This is a genomic window from Paenibacillus sp. NPDC057967, from assembly GCF_042887015.1.
Taxonomy (GTDB): domain Bacteria; phylum Bacillota; class Bacilli; order Paenibacillales; family Paenibacillaceae; genus Pristimantibacillus.
Map to the genome: position 1 here is coordinate 212,163 of NZ_JBHVQB010000003.1, position 16,896 is coordinate 229,058.

15 protein-coding genes and 1 tRNA gene are annotated in these 16,896 nt (G+C 52.9%); 4 read left to right on the top strand and 12 right to left on the bottom strand.

What is annotated here, in order from left to right; translation table 11 throughout:
* Positions 1–2: 2 nt before the first annotated feature.
* Together wsfD and ACFVSO_RS08370 are read right to left on the bottom strand one after the other, a co-directional pair.
* The gene (wsfD, locus tag ACFVSO_RS08365; RefSeq protein WP_387472111.1) at positions 3–1,475 is read right to left on the bottom strand and encodes a glycan biosynthesis hexose transferase WsfD; all 1,473 of its coding nucleotides are present in this window, start codon (positions 1,473–1,475) and stop codon (positions 3–5) included.
* Between the two features lie 21 nt (positions 1,476–1,496).
* A complete protein-coding gene (locus ACFVSO_RS08370; RefSeq protein WP_387472113.1) occupies positions 1,497–2,615 on the bottom strand; it encodes a hypothetical protein in 1,119 nt (372 codons plus the stop codon).
* Positions 2,616–2,967: 352 nt separating this feature from the next.
* Between ACFVSO_RS08370 and pdxR the strand changes: the two genes are divergently transcribed.
* Positions 2,968–4,401, top strand: coding sequence for a MocR-like pyridoxine biosynthesis transcription factor PdxR (gene pdxR, locus ACFVSO_RS08375; protein ID WP_387472115.1), 1,434 nt, complete (start codon positions 2,968–2,970; stop codon positions 4,399–4,401).
* Positions 4,402–4,526: 125 nt separating this feature from the next.
* On the opposite strand, the gene ACFVSO_RS08380 is transcribed toward pdxR, so the two are convergent.
* From ACFVSO_RS08380 to ACFVSO_RS08390, 3 genes are read right to left on the bottom strand one after another with little or no spacing between them, the layout of a single operon-like run.
* Entirely contained in the window at positions 4,527–5,501 is a 975-nt protein-coding gene (locus ACFVSO_RS08380; RefSeq protein WP_387472117.1) for a FecCD family ABC transporter permease, read from the bottom strand.
* On the bottom strand, positions 5,498–6,529 hold the full coding sequence (locus ACFVSO_RS08385) for a FecCD family ABC transporter permease (RefSeq protein ID WP_387472119.1): 1,032 nt from the start codon (positions 6,527–6,529) through the stop codon (positions 5,498–5,500). The genes ACFVSO_RS08380 and ACFVSO_RS08385 overlap by 4 nt, the downstream gene beginning before the upstream one ends.
* Before the next feature lie 25 nt (positions 6,530–6,554).
* Positions 6,555–7,517: an ABC transporter substrate-binding protein gene (locus tag ACFVSO_RS08390; RefSeq protein ID WP_387472121.1), complete on the bottom strand. Its 963-nt coding sequence runs from the start codon at positions 7,515–7,517 to the stop codon at positions 6,555–6,557.
* Positions 7,518–7,795: 278 nt separating this feature from the next.
* On the opposite strand from ACFVSO_RS08390, the gene ACFVSO_RS08395 reads away from it, so the two are divergent.
* A tRNA-Leu gene (locus tag ACFVSO_RS08395) sits at positions 7,796–7,882 on the top strand.
* A gap of 265 nt (positions 7,883–8,147) precedes the next feature.
* On the opposite strand, the gene ACFVSO_RS08400 is transcribed toward ACFVSO_RS08395, so the two are convergent.
* The 6 genes from ACFVSO_RS08400 to ACFVSO_RS08425 all read right to left on the bottom strand — a co-directional run bounded on the left by ACFVSO_RS08400 (position 8,148) and on the right by ACFVSO_RS08425 (position 11,565).
* Positions 8,148–9,119: a hypothetical protein gene (locus ACFVSO_RS08400; protein ID WP_387472123.1), complete on the bottom strand. Its 972-nt coding sequence runs from the start codon at positions 9,117–9,119 to the stop codon at positions 8,148–8,150.
* Positions 9,119–9,604, bottom strand: coding sequence for an RNA polymerase sigma factor (locus ACFVSO_RS08405; RefSeq protein WP_387472125.1), 486 nt, complete (start codon positions 9,602–9,604; stop codon positions 9,119–9,121). Before ACFVSO_RS08405 ends, ACFVSO_RS08400 begins: the two co-directional genes overlap by 1 nt.
* Positions 9,605–9,741: 137 nt before the next feature.
* Positions 9,742–10,221, bottom strand: a complete 480-nt coding sequence (locus tag ACFVSO_RS08410; protein WP_387472128.1) for a TFIIB-type zinc ribbon-containing protein — start codon at positions 10,219–10,221, stop codon at positions 9,742–9,744.
* A 31-nt stretch (positions 10,222–10,252) separates the two neighbouring features.
* Positions 10,253–10,471 (bottom strand): hypothetical protein, encoded by a 219-nt coding sequence (locus ACFVSO_RS08415; RefSeq protein WP_387472130.1) that lies wholly within the window; start codon positions 10,469–10,471, stop codon positions 10,253–10,255.
* Between the two features lie 127 nt (positions 10,472–10,598).
* Positions 10,599–10,913: a hypothetical protein gene (locus tag ACFVSO_RS08420; RefSeq protein WP_387472133.1), complete on the bottom strand. Its 315-nt coding sequence runs from the start codon at positions 10,911–10,913 to the stop codon at positions 10,599–10,601.
* Between the two features lie 82 nt (positions 10,914–10,995).
* Positions 10,996–11,565 carry a xanthine phosphoribosyltransferase gene (locus tag ACFVSO_RS08425; RefSeq protein WP_387472135.1) on the bottom strand — a complete coding sequence of 190 codons (570 nt, stop codon included), beginning with the start codon at positions 11,563–11,565 and terminating at the stop codon, positions 10,996–10,998.
* A 210-nt stretch (positions 11,566–11,775) separates the two neighbouring features.
* Here ACFVSO_RS08425 and ACFVSO_RS08430 point away from each other — a divergent pair, with 210 nt between their 5' ends.
* Positions 11,776–12,441 (top strand): hypothetical protein, encoded by a 666-nt coding sequence (locus tag ACFVSO_RS08430; RefSeq protein ID WP_387472138.1) that lies wholly within the window; start codon positions 11,776–11,778, stop codon positions 12,439–12,441.
* Positions 12,442–12,553: 112 nt separating this feature from the next.
* Positions 12,554–13,600, top strand: coding sequence for a YkvI family membrane protein (locus tag ACFVSO_RS08435; protein WP_387472140.1), 1,047 nt, complete (start codon positions 12,554–12,556; stop codon positions 13,598–13,600).
* 16 nt (positions 13,601–13,616) lie between these two features.
* Here ACFVSO_RS08435 and ACFVSO_RS08440 read toward each other — a convergent pair whose 3' ends face one another.
* Positions 13,617–16,853, bottom strand: a complete 3,237-nt coding sequence (locus ACFVSO_RS08440) for an AAA family ATPase (protein ID WP_387472142.1) — start codon at positions 16,851–16,853, stop codon at positions 13,617–13,619.
* Positions 16,854–16,896 lie beyond the last annotated feature (43 nt).

A 16,896-nucleotide genomic window follows, 5' to 3' on the forward strand; every position in this document is an offset into this window, starting at 1 on the left:
CGTTACGCCACCGCCTCGTCCTGCTTGCCCCACAGCCGCTTACCGATCAAATCGGCTATCAGCAAGAAGGTAACCAGGTCGAACGTAGCGGTAAAGTGGAAGAGATGCTTCGCAAGATCGGCATCGCCTGCCCCGATAATCGACACGAGCACGCCGGACAAGCCCATCAGCATTAACATCAGCACAAGCCCCAGCCGCAGCTGCTGCCGGGCATTTCGCGTCCTCACAGCATGTACGAACGTAGGCATATAGAAGCCGATGACAACAGCCATCCAGATGACGACAAAGCCGAAGGTCTTCGGCGCCAGCGCATCCTTCATCAGACTGTAGCCTGAGAAGAAGGTGGTGTGCTCGCCAAATTCACGTCCCTCTGACTTCTCGAAGTTTCCCATTGCCGGAGGGCGTATCGTAAACCCGTTGCGAGCTGCCAAATTTAACATTTTGACCGCTTGGTCGGGGTGGGAAATATAATGCGTCAGAATGGAACCGAAGCCATATTTGCTGTAAAAGTTGTCTTCCAACAGTTGTGAATCCACATCGACCGTTGTATACGGAAGATAATGTATCGTCCCGTTTAACACGGCATACTGCCGGTCGATACCGAATCCCTTCAGCGTAGCTTCCGGGTCTTCGGAGTAAAGCAGCACGCCTCTGGTCATGGCATGGTATTTGTTGATATTGACGAATTCCTTCGGAATAAGCACATACGTGCCGACCCCGACTACGAACAAGCTGATCAGCGCCGTCCAGGTAATAAGGCGATATTTCTTCTCCTTGCGGATAAAGACCAGCACAATGCCCAGTACGGCCACAATCAAGCCAACGGGCGCGTTCTGCTGTTTACTAGTCGTCAGAATAAGCGCACTGATAACGAAGATGGCCAGCAGTACATAATCATTGTATCGTTTGCGCCAGAGCAGAAGTCCTGAGGCTAATACGAGCAGCGTCATGATCCACACAATGCTTTCGCCAAAGAAAGAGTTGAAGTACGCCGTATAGCCTGTATCCGCGAACAAGAAGACCGCTAGCGCCGCAATCAGATAGCCTCGCTTGGCCGGCAGCTTCCAGGTCAACGCTTCAACCAGCAAATAGACGGCTGCCACATATAGAAGCAAGTAGATCGCTGCCTGAAACCGGATATCAAACAACAGACTGCTATTGAACCATTGATTGACGATAATCGCCATGCGTATAAATAGGGATTGCGATGAAAACAGAGATGCGCTGTTCTCATTAAAATATTGGAAAATACCGTATTCCTTAACGAAATAACCCAAATACTGCTGATCGTAATCCGGCGCACTAAAGTACAGACCATTGCTGTATATAATACGGAAGTAGTCTCCATTGTCTGCCATGCCAATGAATGGCGGGACGAACAACGCGAGAATCGTGATGATCAATACTCCCAATGCCGCCACAACAGATGGTGTTCCGAACCGTACCAGATTACGGCTGACTGAACGGACGAACATCGCTTCACAGCCTTCTTTCTATTAATAAGTGTACGCCAGCAGAGCCATTAGATTATCGAACGAATAGGCTTGCCCGGATACGGTATCGCCGAAAGCGCCGTATAACGGATGGCTGGTGTCCTGTACCTTGAACTCATGCATTCTCCGAATACTGACATCATAAAGCTCCTGATCGTCTATCTCGGCCCCGATCATAGCCGTAATGGCGTAAATCGCGGTAGATCGCACATCATTCGTCGGCACACCATCCCTTGTATACTGACCATACAGATTCCCTTCAGCAACACGTTCCTTAATGAATTCGATGCTTGCCGCCTGATGACGCCCTGTCTCTGCCAGATGCAGAATCGTAAGCAGCGATTCCACCGTATTGATCCCCTCTGATGAATAGCTTCCGGCGCTATAATCATAACGGGTTTCATAGAATGGAAACGTGTCGGATAAATAGCCATTCTGAATAATGTCGTTCATTCCGGAGATTAGCCGCGCCTTCTGCTCATCCGGAATTTCCAGCAGCCGCAGCGTCTCCAGATCGAGATAACATAACGTAACAAAATCATTGGTCACGCGATACGCTTCATCGTAAAAGTCATACATTCGGCTGCTTTGCACATTATAAGTTATAAACCGTTCACCGTAAGACTTCGCTTCCTCCCGGTATTGGTCCGTGCCAAACACCGTCTCCGCTTCGTACAGCGCGCGAATAAGACGCAGATCGTCAACGGCTGCATTAAGTGTATATACCTTTTGATGTACGGGACTGTATCGGTAGCTGAAGCCGGTATCGAGATCAAACGTTGCCTTTGCTTGCTCCCATGTCCGATCGAAGGCTTCCTTCTGCCCTGTCCGGGCATAATAACGCAGCAGCATTCCGGCCGACTCGCTCAGTGCCTCATGTCCGGTTGCGGCAACCTCCGACTGGCCGGTGTCCTTCCAATTCGTATATACGCCATATTCGCCCGTCATCTGTTCGGCAATGAAAGTGTGCAGTGCTTGCGCTTCCTCCTTCCATTCAGCGGGCTGATGATCTACTTGAATCTCCTTCGATGGGGTGTCAGCCGCATCGCGTTCTGCAGCACACGCGGTTAACCCTGCAAGAAGAATGGAGATCATAAGTAGCAATACATTCCGTCTGTGCATGTGAAGCCATTCTCCTTACTTCATACACTCGCTATTATTTAACTCAAACAATTATTGAATACTGAAATTTATCTATCACAATCTGATAGCCAATCTATCAATATCGCCTAGTTAAATAGAACTAGATTCCATCATACTATAGCTCTACAGAAATGTCGAATAATTGACAGTTATTATATAACCTATCCAATTTTGTCGATGGAATTATAGGGATTTACAAGTTTTGCTGCTACCTAATCCTTAATGGAGCGAAGGACTTTCTCTTTTGATCATCCTCGCCATGTGATACGATAAAATGGCTTTCATCCGTCTATCTATCCTTCCAAAGTTATATATAAAGTAGGTGTACAGCATGTGGAAGCCCGATCGTGATAGCGCAATTCCTCTTTATCGCCAAATTGCCGATCATCTGCAGGAGATGATCGTACACGGAGAATATCCGCCAGGAAGCCCGCTTCCTTCCGAGCGAAAGCTCGCAGAACAGTTCGGCGTCAATCGAAGCACCGTCGTGCTTGCCTATGCCGAGCTTCGCTCCCTCGGTCTCGTTGAGAGCCGCCCCGGCAGCAAGACTCTGGTCAGCCCCGGCTGGAACCAATCCGCAAGCCGTACACCGGAGTGGCACCGCTATGCCGAGAGTGGAGGCTTCCTTCCCAACCTGCCTTTTTTGCGGCGAATTCGGGATGCACTGGCACAAGACGAGTCCATTATCGATTTGGCCAGCGGCAAGCTCTCCACCGATCTGTCGCCCATTCGGGAAATCAATGAGATCATGCATACCTGCACGTATCATCCTGACAATGGATCTGACGTGAGCCAAGGGTTCCCTCCACTTCGCGAGGCGCTTGCAGCCTTTCTGGAGCGTAACCGCGGCATTCGGACCTCTGCATCATCCATTCTCATTACGAGCGGCTCCCAGCAATCGCTATACTTGATCTCGCAATGCCTGCTGTCTCACGGAGACGCCATCGCGGTCGAGACGCCGTCGTTCACCCGTTCGCTGTCTATGTTCCAATCAGCCGGGCTGAGAATCTATCCGCTCCCGATGGACGAGCATGGCGTCCGTCCTGAGAGCATCCGCGAGCTGTACAGCCGTCATCGCATCAAGATGCTGTTCGTCAATCCCAACTTTCAGAATCCGACAGGCACGGTGCTTCAAGCGGAGCGGAAGAAACAGCTTCTGGATACGGCAAGCGAGCTGGGACTTCCGATTGTGGAGGATGACCCTCTCAGCTTGACGGCCTATAGCAACAACTATCCTTTGCCGATTAGGGCTGAGGATGCTTCATCCAACACACTGTACATCGGCTCTTTCTCCAAGATCGCTGCCGCTGGCTTGCGCATCGGCTGGATTGTAGCTCCCAAGTCCGTTATTGCGCGCTTGGCCGACGCCAGAAGGCAAATGGATATGGGATTCAGCGTCATTCCTCAGCAGATCGCCGCCTCCTTCATCGAGTCGCAGCTGTTTCAACCGCATATGGAACGGCTTCGCAGGCAATTGCAGCTTAAGCTGGATACATTGGTTGCCTCGCTGCATCGGCATATGGATGGACTCGTTCATTTTTCGGTGCCGCAAGGAGGCATGCATCTCTGGTGCAGGGTCGTCCCCCAGGTCCATGACGGTCGATTTCTGGATGAAGCGTTGAGGAGCGGTGTCGCTTTTGTTCCGGGAAGCGTGTACGGAGCCGAACCCGGCTACATTCGGCTTACCTATGCGAGACCGCAGGTTGAAGAGATAGAGGCAGGGGTCGTAAAGCTGGCGGAGTCCCTTCGGGCAGTGATGGAATGACTGCTGAAACGATTAATCCCGCAAGAAAAGGGCAATGCCAGATCATTATTGACCTGGCATTGCCCTTTGTTATGGCCTGCTATTGAATCTATCCGGCAAGCTGCATGTCATCCTATTGTTGTCGGCTATTTGCCCTTGCGAACGAGCAGGATATACAAGAAGTAAGGCGCTCCGATCAGAGCGGTTATAATACCCGCCGGTATTTCGAGCGGCGGATGCACGATGCGCCCCAGCATATCTGCCGTTGCGACGAGCACCGCCCCGATCATGGCAGCGACCGGCACGGCATACCTGCTGTCAGACCCGACGAGCAGCCTCGCCAGCGGCGGAACAACAAGACCAACAAATCCGATTGTTCCTGCAATGGCAACCGAGCTTGCAGCCAGACCAACCGCAATGGCCAGCAGGGCAATACGCGCAAGCTGAATACGCATGCCCAGACCCTTCACTGTATCCTCATCCAGCTGCAGCGTATTTAAGAGCCGATAACACATGAGCGTTAATAAAACTCCGACCACTGTCCATGGCCAGAGGAGCTCCACATGCTGCCAAGAGCGCGCATACAGGCTTCCCTTCAGCCATACGAGTGCCTGAGAGGAGGTAAGCGCGAACTTGACGATCATAAAAGTGATGAGCGCCTGCAAGCCCGTCGATATCGCCACGCCCGTCAGAGCCAGTCTCATAGGCCGGATGCCTCCGCGCTGATACGAAACCAGATAGACCAGCGTCGCGGCCAGAAGTGCCCCGGCAAACGCAGCAAGGGGCAGGACATGCGCACCCAAATGCGGGAATACCAGCAATACGATTACAGCAAACAATCCGCCGCCGGCAGAGATGCCGACTATATCGGGCGCGGCAAGCGGATTCCGGGTAATGCCCTGCAGAATAGAGCCCGAAACCGCCATATTAACGCCGACAAGTATGGCGATGAGAAGCCTTGGCAGACGGTACTTCAACACGAGCCATTCGCCAGAACGCAGCTCCTCCATTATATCGGCTACCGGTGTGCTTACTGCTCCAAGACGGAGGCTGAGTACAGCCACAACGAGAAGAAGCACCGAAAGCCCTGCCATTATAATCAGAAATTTGCTCCTTCTCATGATCGTCCCCCTTGTCTGCGGCGGCGAAGCAAATAGAGAAAGAAGGGTACGCCGAGAATAGCGGTTATGATGCCTACAGGGATATCCGCTGGATAGAACAGCCACTGCGCCGCAAAATCCGCGGATGCCAGAAGCAGCGCGCCCAGCAAGGCGGATAATGGGAGCATGATGCGATAGCTGATCCCGCCCAGCCGCCTCGCCATATGGGGCACGATTAACCCGATAAATCCGATTGGACCGGCAACAGCAACCGCGCTGCCGGTTAAGATAATAATAATGAAGCCTAATATCCCCCGGATGCGTCGTACATTAACACCCAATCCGCTGGCAATCTCTTCTCCTTGCGTAAGCACATTCAGTGTATTGGACAACAGGAATGCGACAATGAGGACAGGAACACCAAGCAGCCACACCAGATAATTATCTCTCCACTCCGCCCCGGACAGCTTGCCCGCCATCCAATATAATATTTCGGTAAGCTGGGTTTCGAACAATAAAATAATACCGGTCGTCAGCGCGCCCATGAAAGCACTAATCGCTACCCCCGCCAATATAAGCCGGGAAGGATCGCTTCCGCTGAACCGAGAAAAGAAGTAGATTAAGGTGCCGCTTGCTGCTGCTCCGCACAGTGCCGCCATTAGAATGACGTCCGCGCTATTGGCGCCCCCGATGACCATCAGCGCAATGACAGCAAAGCATGATGCCCCCTGGTTCAGCCCCATAATTTCGGGATCGGCAAGAAAATTGCGGGTCACTGCCTGCAACAGACAGCCCGCAATCGCCAGAGCTCCCCCGAGCGACAACGCCAGCAGCAGCCGGGGCATCCGAATATGCCAAACGGTATAAGTAAGCAGCACGTCCTGCGAATCGGCGGCAGGAAAGAAAAGCGGCTTCCAGGCAAAGCCGTTCACCTTGAACGTAACTGTCAGACAGGCCACTCCAACCAGCAGCAAGGCCAGAATGGCAAAAAGCAGCCGCAGGGAACCTGCTGACTGCAGTCCCCGCCGCTCTTTGTTCATGATGCTCATCTATTCAATCTCCTTACTTGCATACCTATTCTGCTTTCAGATGGAGAAGAAGCTCGTCCAAGATATTGTTCGCTGCGATGGGCCCGCGGCCGCGCGCCCACAAATTACGGTCAACCTCGATAAAGTGTCCGTCCTTGACCGATTTCAGGTCTTGATACAGCGGATTGGCTTTCAGCTTTTCTGTGCTGTCTCCGTAGACCATAATATAGTCCGGATTGATCTCATGCAGACGCTCCAGCGTCATCTTGCTGCCTTCGCCCTTCCCTTCCAGCTTGGAAATTTCTCCATTGAAGGCATAATCGGCTCCGGTGCTGCTCAGCAGCGAACCGACAAAGGAGTCTTTGATCCATACCGTGAACTCATCGTCAAAAAATCCGGCAACGACAATGGAAGGCTGGCCTTCGATTTGTCCTTTCACATCAGCAATTTTGACTGTCAGATCGGTGATGACTTTCTCCGCTTCAGCTTGCTTGCCCAGCAGTTCGCCGATGCTCTTGACGTTGTCCAACACCTGCGTGTAGCTCGCGTCGTCGAATGCAACCGTTGAAGCGATGCCTTCAAGCTCGGCGCGAATCATGCTATGGCGATCCACGCTCGCGATGATCAGATCCGGCTTCAAAGATTGAATGACTTCCAGGTTAGGCGCCTTGCGCTCGCCGACATCGGTTACGTCCGCTTGGATCGAGCCCTGCAGGTATTCCGGGATCTTCGTTGTGCCTACACCGGCATTGCCGGCAGGCACGACGCCGAGGCTTGTTAATGTGTCAATAAAGGAGAAGTCCAGCGTTACGACCTTTTGCGGCACTTGGTCCCCTTCCCATGTTCCCCATTCATGCTTGATGCTGCTTCCCTTTGCAGCTCCGCTATCCACCGTCTTGCCTTGATTTGAGCCATTGCTTGCCGCTCCCGTGTTTTTGTCCGACCCACAAGCCGATAGCACTATACTGAACGCTAGCATAATGATCGCGAACATTTGAAACTTGCGCATACATTGCTCCCCCTTAGCTTCACCGTTAATGATTATTATTCTCAGTTACCGATTGTAATAGAAGGATCTCGCTTTGACATCATCCAGTTTTCATCAATCGATACCATCCAGTTGGCTTATGAGGCTGAATGTACCGGCTTGCCTGCTTGTTTTAGCTGTTGCTCACTACATAAACTGGCCTTTATGAGTTGGATTCATGCTCCTCTTTTTTATATAAAAATAATGCTTGACCCGAATTTCTCATTGTGATATATTATTTCATGTTGACACAACAACATGCGGTCGTGGCGGAATTGGCAGACGCGCTAGATTCAGGTTCTAGTGGTGTAACAGCCGTGGAGGTTCGAGTCCTCTCGACCGCACCATCTTAACAACGGACAGCTCTTAAGTTTCCTACCAAGGAAATTTAAGAGCTTTTTTGCATTTGGAATTCAACATCGTAGTTGATGATTTCCCTACTTCATGAGAATGGTTCGGCTTCCTCGTTGGCCTAATGTAACCGCTACTTCCCCACTTTCAAAATCGGCTGTTGATGGCCAAAAGTTTCCTTCGTGATAAGCGATCCCGTTCAGCATTAGAAAACCGCGATGACCGCCCCTCGGATCAGATCCGGCAGCGGTCATCGCGTTTTCATTTTAAAGCTGTTGGTTCATGGGTTATAACATCGGCTTGTTCCATCCCATTCCATAAAGCCTGGTAGGCTTGCTCCTCCACCTGGAAGAAAACCGGCGCGCCAACATACATCACATAGTTGCCCGGGAACAGCCACAGCTGCACTTCTGTTCCGTCTTCCAGCATCAGATACAGCATCTTCTGCAGCAGCTTATCCCGCTCATAAATTCCCTCCGCATTCAACCGATCCCGGTCAAACGATTTGGCTTCGTACAACGCCGCTACAAATTGATCAATCGTCTCATCTGCTGCAAGCTCCCCGTACTCCGGCTTACTGTAGTACCAGGCATCATAGGGCTGCCAGGTTACGGATTGCACACGATCCTTCAGCCTTAGCTTTCCAATCAGGTCTTCCCCTGTCCGAATCGTAATCCCATTCAAACACTCGTAGAGTTCGGCATAGATCTCACCGTTCTCTTCGTGATAGGACATAATACGAAAGCTCTGGTCATATCCGTTCACCGCAAATATATCCGTTACTCCAATCGTGGAAGCCAGCTCTTCATAATCGGTTTTTTTGCTCCACTCGTCGATACCGCCCTTTGTCCGTCCGAGCCGCTCGCCGCGCAGCAGCTTGGCGTCGGCAGGCGTCATTCGGGTGCTCGTCTGCGTGTAGATATTGCCTTCATAGACGATCAGCCCGATCATATCTGCCAATGCGTTGCTTTTCTTCGGCAGCTTTATCTTGGGGATGACGACTGCATCCGATACGGGTTGTACAATCATATCCAGTGTATTCAAGCGTTCCGGTCCATACTGAGCTACCGCCCAGACGACCAGGCATACCGCTGCCAAGGAAGCGGCACCATAGGTGATAAAGCGGCGTTTGCGCTTCTTCGGTGCGCCGACTGCCCCTTTAAGCCGCTCTTCCATCCCTTGGTCCGGCACTATGGATTCCATCGCATCTTGATAGTCTTGCCGATTCATCATTACACCTCTCCTTCCCAATCCAGCTTAAGCCGCTGCCTGCCGCGGTTCAGTCTCATCTTCGCCGCCGACTCGCTAATATGCAGGATGCCGGCGATTTCCTTGACGCTATATTCTTCATAATAATAAAGATGAATAACGGTTCTGTAGCGGAAAGGCAGCGCAAGCACCAGCTCCACTAACGGATGCGCCGGGCTATTGCCGCTGACATCCGGCAACTCCGCTTTTTTGACCACGCGTCTGAACCAGGCGCTGCGACGGATATTCCGGCAATGATTCGTCATAACCCGAATTAGCCATGCCTTCTCATGCTCGTCATCCCGAAATACCGGAGCGTGGTACAGCAGCTTCATGAACGCCTCCTGCATCGCTTCCTCTGCATCATGCGGATGGCCCAGATGAACCATCGCCAGCTTATACAGCATAATGCCGTGTTTCTTATAGCTCTCTGTAAAATCCGCGCCCGGCCGGAGCGAGTTGCTATGCATAGTGGAGCCCCCTTTCCCTAAACACAACTATAGACGCCGTATGGTCACATTTCGATACAAAATAATCCCGTCTATACAAAAAAAAGCTTTCCCTGCGACATACATCGCAGCAGAAAGCTTGGGTTGAACATTACTTTTTAGTCAAACAGATCGCCGAATACGTCCAGCACCGTCTTTTTCTTCTTATACGGCCTGCCGTATTTGTCATAGCCGTATTGGCCTTGGTTTTTGCCGTAGCCTGCTTGCGGGTAGCCCTGGTTGTACGGCTGCTGGCCGGAGCCGTAACCGCCCTGTGGCTGTCCGTAGCCTGGAGCGCCCTGCGGTGGTGCGCCATACCCGCCTTGTTGCGGCGGCTGCCCGTAGCCAGGCGCCGGTTGGGACGGCTGCCCTCCGTAAGCGCCGGGCTGTTGCTGCGCAGGATTGCCCGCTGCTGGATCCACATGCAGATGTTGCTCCATCCGCTCATAGTCCTGGCGAACCTCGCGAACGCCTTGCATCAGCTTCTCCAATTCGCCCCGGTCAAGCCATACGCCCTTGCAATCCGGGCAGACGTCGATCAGAACATCATCCTTGACGACTTCTCTCATGCGTACATCTTCGCATACTGGACACTTCATACGATCACTCCTGTTTTTGATCTACAAAGCTTTATACGGACGGCGGAGACATGCGTTCCTCCGAGATCGGAATATACCGGTAGGACCTGCTCAGCTTGACGACACGGCGGCTGCGTTTGCGTACCAGAACAGTAGTCTCGTCCCATGCAACGACGATCCCCAGCACGTCATTAGCCTCTATCTCGTCCCGCACAACTCTGACGGTCTCGCCGGATTGCCGGAATGCGTCCAATTGCTCCTCTGACACCATAGACGAACTTGTCCTCCTTCTCATGCTGTGTTACCAAACATGCTTACAAATTCCATTATACTAAAAAAACCTCGACATTCACATTATGCGAATCATCGAGGTTTCAATATGCTTTCTTGCCCTATCCTTATCCGACATGTTCCCGGTTCGTCTCGTACCATTCGTCCAGCACGCGCGAAGACATCACACGTTTACCGATATATTCGGCTTGCTTCTCGGTGAACTGCTCCTGCCAACCGACAGACAGCTCTTCACAAAGCTTCACGATTGTAAGCAATTCTGACCAGGCAACATAACGTTTGTACCAGAAAAACTGCGGATGCTCAATCATATAAGGGTACAGATCATCGAATTCCGTATGCTTGCAATCCAATGCTCTCTCAAAATGTGTCTTGGCATCGGTCAGTTTCGACTGTAAAAACTCAGCAGACATATTCCCCATCACTTGTGCCTCCCCTCGATCACTTACCTTTTATTATAAGCGAAATTATCGCCCGGGAAAAGAGTTTTACTACTGGTACATCTTACTCAAATTTGATTTCCCCGTTGTCGAGCGAAGCGATTTTCACCAGCGACTCCACCCGAATGCCTTGCTCCCGCAGCGTTCTGGCTCCTGCCTGGAACGACTTCTCCACCACGATGCCCATGCCGACCAGCGTCGCGCCGGAACGCTCGATAATTTTGATCAGTCCGCGCGCAGCGTCTCCGTTGGCGATAATATCGTCAATAAACAGCAATTGGTCGTCACTCGACAGAAATTGCTTGGATACCATAATGTCCGTGACTATGCCCTTCGTGAAAGAAGGCACACGCTCCATATAAACATCGGGATCCGCGATAAGGGTCTTCTTCCTTCTTGCGAATACAAGCGGCACGCCCAGCACGTAAGCTGCAGCGAATGCGGCCGGAATACCCGATGATTCCACTGTAATCACTTTTGTAATTTTCTGTTCCGCGAATCTTTTGGCGAATTCCTGTCCCATCTCCATCGTAAGCGCCGGGTCAACCTGATGATTGATGATGGCATCCATCCGCAGCACATCGCTCGACAATACCGACGACTCTTCCAATATACGTTGCTTTAACTTTTCCATTCGAAATAACCTCCGCCAAAAATTCCTTTTCGATAACGTACCACACGCAAGGCAAAAAGCGCAACCTGATATGTCCAGATTGCCGGCTATACGAATTTGACGCTCACTGACTCCCCGAAAGATGAGAACCATTTAATAGAGAAAAAAAGCAACTTTACCCCAGGTTGCAACGTTTATATATACATAGAAACAAGATTCGGAGGAGCGCATATGAACCTATTTCGGAACGCTCATCACTACCATAGATTACTGCTCGTGCCAGCCCTTGCGCTGACCGTCAGCCTCACGGCCTGCCAAAGCCCTGACAAGCTGGGCGAGAGCAAGCCGCAGCAGAACGAGAGCATCGTCATCGACAGTCCTCAGAAGTCTTATGACGAGAAGAACGGAGCAACAGCTCCGCCTGCTACGCATCATCCGGACCGCGAAGCTTCGACGGAGACCTCATCACTGAACAAGACTGGACCCGGAAATTCCGGCAAGCCCGATGAGTGGAGCCTGGACGAGCCGCGGTTGAAAGGCGTTGCGATTGGCGACAGCAATGAGGTGATTCACCGCTACTTCGGCCAAGCGGAGGACAGCTACCATCTCGAAGAAGAAGCGGAATCCATACGCGTACTGGAGTATGACGGGTTCTCCATTGGCCTTGATCAAAGCGGCTTTGTGCATTTTGTCGAGGTTTTCGGAGCCGATACGCTGGCCGGACTCAGCGGACTTAGAATCGGCGATGATCCAGATAAGGCGCTGAAGGAACTGGGCAAGCCCGATTCCAGATCCGATTATCTCTTTATCTATGACGCCGCCGGCGCCACGCTCAAGCTGGACGTCAATCCCGATCGGGACGAAATTGTCGCAATGAAGCTGATCGCACAGGGTTAAGCCCGGAAGTATCGGAAGTTGCCTATGGAATTTTCCAATAATTATGTCATGCCTGTCCCCCCTTGGACATACCTTCTTAATAGAGAAGGCAGTCGATCGGAGGAAGGGTACGATGCAGAAGCGGACAGGCAAAGTATTGCAGATAGCTTCAACCTATATGGGAACCATTGTTGGTGCAGGTTTTGCCACCGGACAAGAAATTTTGCAGTTTTTTACAAGATTCGGCTACTGGGGATCGTTAACAATCGCTTTGGCAACCGTCCTGTTTATTTGGCTAGGTACCAAGATGATGCTAATTGCCAGCGAGATTCGCGCGCGCTCGTACGAGGATTTGAACAAAGTGCTGTTCGGTGATCGATATGGGCGCCTGATCAGCCATTTCATGCTCGTGATTCTGCTTGGCGTCACCGCTGTGATGCTGGCAGGCGCAGGCACAATCTTTTACGAACATTGGAACATTTCCTATCAGGCTGGTCTCCTCATTACGATTGTGGCCAGCTTCTTTCTTCTGCGCAAAGGCATGAAGGCGATTCTGACCGTCAATGCGATCGTCGTGCCCGTTATGCTCCTATTTACCGTGCTGGTTATGATCGACACCTTCCGGACACCTGGCTCGGACAAGTTCATTACCCTTGTCACCGATTATTCGCCTTGGGCGGCATGGGCCTCCCCTTTCCTCTATACCGCCTTCAACCTCTCGCTGGCACAAGCTGTGCTCGTCCCGCTAGGCGCAGAAATTCGCGATCGAAAAACGATCGTTATCGGCTCTTGGGTCGGAGGGATCGGCATCGGCTTTATGCTGCTTGCCGGCCATATCGCCTTGTCCGTTCATATGCCCGGCATTCAGCAATTCGCAATCCCCATGGGCGGAATCGCCAGACAGCTGGGCCATTATGTGCAATTCATCTATATTTTCCTCATCTTCGCCGAAATTTTCACTACCTTGATTGCCGATATCTACGGCTTGACGCTGCAGTTGCAGGAGCGGATGAAATGGTCGCGCGAGCTGCTGACGCTTGGCGTGCTGATCATCTGTTATTTGGCCAGCCAGATCGGCTTTGGCCCTCTGCTCTCGACGCTGTATCCGCTATTCGGTCTCATCAGCCTTGGCTGGCTGGTGCTTATTATACGCAAAAGAGTCGCCTACCGACGAACGTAGGCGACCCTCTATGGAGCTATCCGCTAACTGCGGCAGCTGTATCGAGACCAACAAGCTTGGCTCCCGGACAAGCGGCCAGCAAGGCATCTCGGGTATGCTCCTGGCAGGTAAAAAATACAATCTGTCGCTCTTCGGACAGCTCCGCCACTAATGCGGCGGCAGCCTTTAACCGGTTGCCGTCGAAGTTGACAAAGAGATCGTCCAGCATGAGAGGGAGCTTGGCAGCTTGCGAGGACTCCTTCGCGAGTGCGAGCCGCATGGACAGATAAAGCTGCTCAGCCGTCCCGCGACTTAAGAAACCGCTGTCCAGCACCGTGTTCTCCCTGTCCTCGACCCGAATGCCTGAGCGGCTTGGATCGGCGCTGACTCTCACATAACGGCCCTCCGTCAGCTTGTTCATATAAGAAGAAGCATGGCGCAGGACGATCGGCTGTTTCTCCTGCTCGTAGATGCGCTTCGTACGCTCAATCAGCGATTTGCTTACCGATAAGACCGCATAACGCTCCATATCAGCGTCAAGCCCCGCCAAAATCATCTCGCGTTCTGCAACCAAACGCTGGCGCTCTCCTTCCTGCAACAGCTGCTCCATTGCCGCGCCTAAAGCGCCCTTTCGTTCCAGCAGCTCCTGGTGATCCTGGGTCAATCCGGCCTCTTCCTGCCGCAGCCCCTCCAGACGGCTCAATAACCTCTCCTCATCAGCATGGGTTAAAAGCCGTTCCACCTCTTCCCATTCCTCGCCTGCAAGACCCGCCGTAAGCTCCAATTGGAGCCTTCGTCCCTCATCTGCAAGCCCCGTCCATAGACGAAAATGCTCAAGAACGGCCGCATATTCCGCTTCCAGCGCAAGCCCCGCTTCTCCGATCGCCGCGCTAATCGCTTGCCCAATTGCGTCAAGCTTGCTCTCTTCATCAGCCAGCTCCAGATTCAGCTCGCGCACCCGCGCCTCCAAGACTCCGGCTTCCCTACGAATATCAGCATGCCTCCTGCACTCGGTCAGCAGCGCTTGCAAGCCAAGCGCCGGATCTTGCCGAAGCAGCCGATCGGCAGATTCGACACCTTCGCATAGATGCACTGCTTTTTGCTCATACCGGGACAGCTCCTTGCACGACTCTTCTCGGCGTATCGTCATTCGGTCGTAACGCTTCAGTTGCTCAATCGCCGACTCAGCGAGCTCGAAGACTTCCAGCGCCGCCGACGGTGACAAGGTGCCCGGCAGCGACCGTACGGCCAGCCACTCTCGCCATTGCGCGGAGAAGTCCTCCGAACGCCGCTTCAACTCGCCCGCCGCAGCCGCGCGCTCGCTGGCCGATTCCCGGTGGCGCGCCAAACGGCTCTCCGCCTCGTCATGCTTCATGCGCCAGATCTCATATTCACCTAAAGCTTCAATACGATCCTGCACGTCTTGCCGGATCATCGCGCGGAACATGCTGCCGGAATGGCTTAATAGGCTTTGGCGAAACTGCTCCAGAAACGCCTCCGTCCGGCTGTTCGCCTCCTTCGTCATACCGGCAAACGCCTCGCGCACTCGCTGCTCGCCTTGTCCGAACGGACGGCGGCGACCTCTCCCGCTAGCTGAACGAGACTTGGAATCCGCAGCCGAGCTTCTAGACCGCAGACTAATCATTAAGCCAACGAAAATCCCGCCCGCTCCGACAGCGGCTACCCCGCCAAGCAACGTCGCTTCGCCCAGCCATCCGAGCGCGGATGCGCCGCCAAGCACAACAGCGGATATTGCCGCAATAACGGCCCCAGCCACCCCTTTGACCGAAGAAGCCTTGTGAGCTCCGTAAGTTCCAGACTGATCGCCAGTATCCGGTCCAAGCTGAAACTCCCACTCTCTCAGTGCATCATCCAATTCATTCCAGGCTGCCATCAAGCCGTTCTTGGAGGTCGAATTGAGTGCGAATCGCCCTTTCTCACTAGGATGAAGAGCTCCTTTCGCCTGTTGCATCCGAGTTTTTGCTTCATCTTGCTGTGTAACCATTTCTTTCCTCTGCAGGCGAAGCGCATCCAGCTCGGAGGCCAGACGCTCCTCTTGCCGAAGCAGCGAATGTGCACGCTCCTGCATCGTGCGCGCGAAGTCGCGGTCCGCAATGGTTACGTTCAGTTCACGCAGTTGACGCTCGGTCCACTCTGGCGAAATGCTCATGACCAAACCGCCGATTGTCTCATCCAGCATCCCCAGTTCGTTATCCCACTCCGACACTTGTTCCTTTAATGCATGCATTCGCTCCGCGGACTGCAGCGCAGCTTCCGTGTCTACCGTCCTGGCAATCAAGCCATCGTCATAACTTAAATCAGCTAGCTGGCGCTCCAGTCTTCCGGCCTCCTGCTTCAGCGCATCCCTTTTCTGTTCAGCCTCCTGACGCTTGCTCAGCCATTCATGCCAAGCCTGCTCAGCTCCGAGGGGAAGCGATTCCGTATAACGGTACTTCTCCGCCTCTCCCACCGCCTGACACATGCGCAGCCAAGCCGGCCTGGATGCCAGCGCCTTCTGCGTATATCTAAGCTGCAGCTGCACCTTTGGCAGTCGATCAGCTATAGCCTCCAGCTTCTGCACAGCTGCTGCTTCATGTTGCTTGCACTGATTATAGCTCTCTATGCCGTCTTCAAGCCGCCTCCATTCCGCCTCAAGCTGCTCCAGCTTCCGCAGGCCGGCATTCATCCGCTGGTTGGTCCCCTTGGGCTTGAACAGTTGCTCCAGCTCCTGAGTGATTTCTTTCTCAGCAGCCGCGACCGCCCCGCCGCTCTCCCAACCAGCCTCATAGAGATGACGGCCAAGCTCTGCACCTGACAAAATGCCCACTTCCTGAAGCTCCGTCAACGTTACCGCAAACAATCCCCGGAACAACCGCTCCTGGATGCCGCCCAAATATTGTCCTTCCCATTCCCGCTGCTCCATCATCCGTTCCTCAAGACTTGCGGGCTCATAGGCCGTTCCCCAAGAATCGGACACTTCTCGCAATCTCGGCTTGCCGCCTGCTTCATCCGCATGCCGGAGCACATAATAGGATTTCCCCATGCCATCGCGGAACAACAGCCGCCCGCCATGCCGTCCCCCATACAGCGGTTCAGCTCGAAGAGCGGGATAGGAGCGGCGGGCAAAGCCGTACAGCATCGTTCTCAAAAAACCGAATAACGTGCTTTTGCCCGCTTCGTTCGGTCCATATACGACGATAACCGGCGCATCCAAATCCAGGCGCCGGTTATGAAACCTTCCGTATCCATCTATGAAAGCTTCTTGCAGTCTCATTCCGCTGCCTCCTACCTGGCTGGATTAAGGACATCTCGCTTGC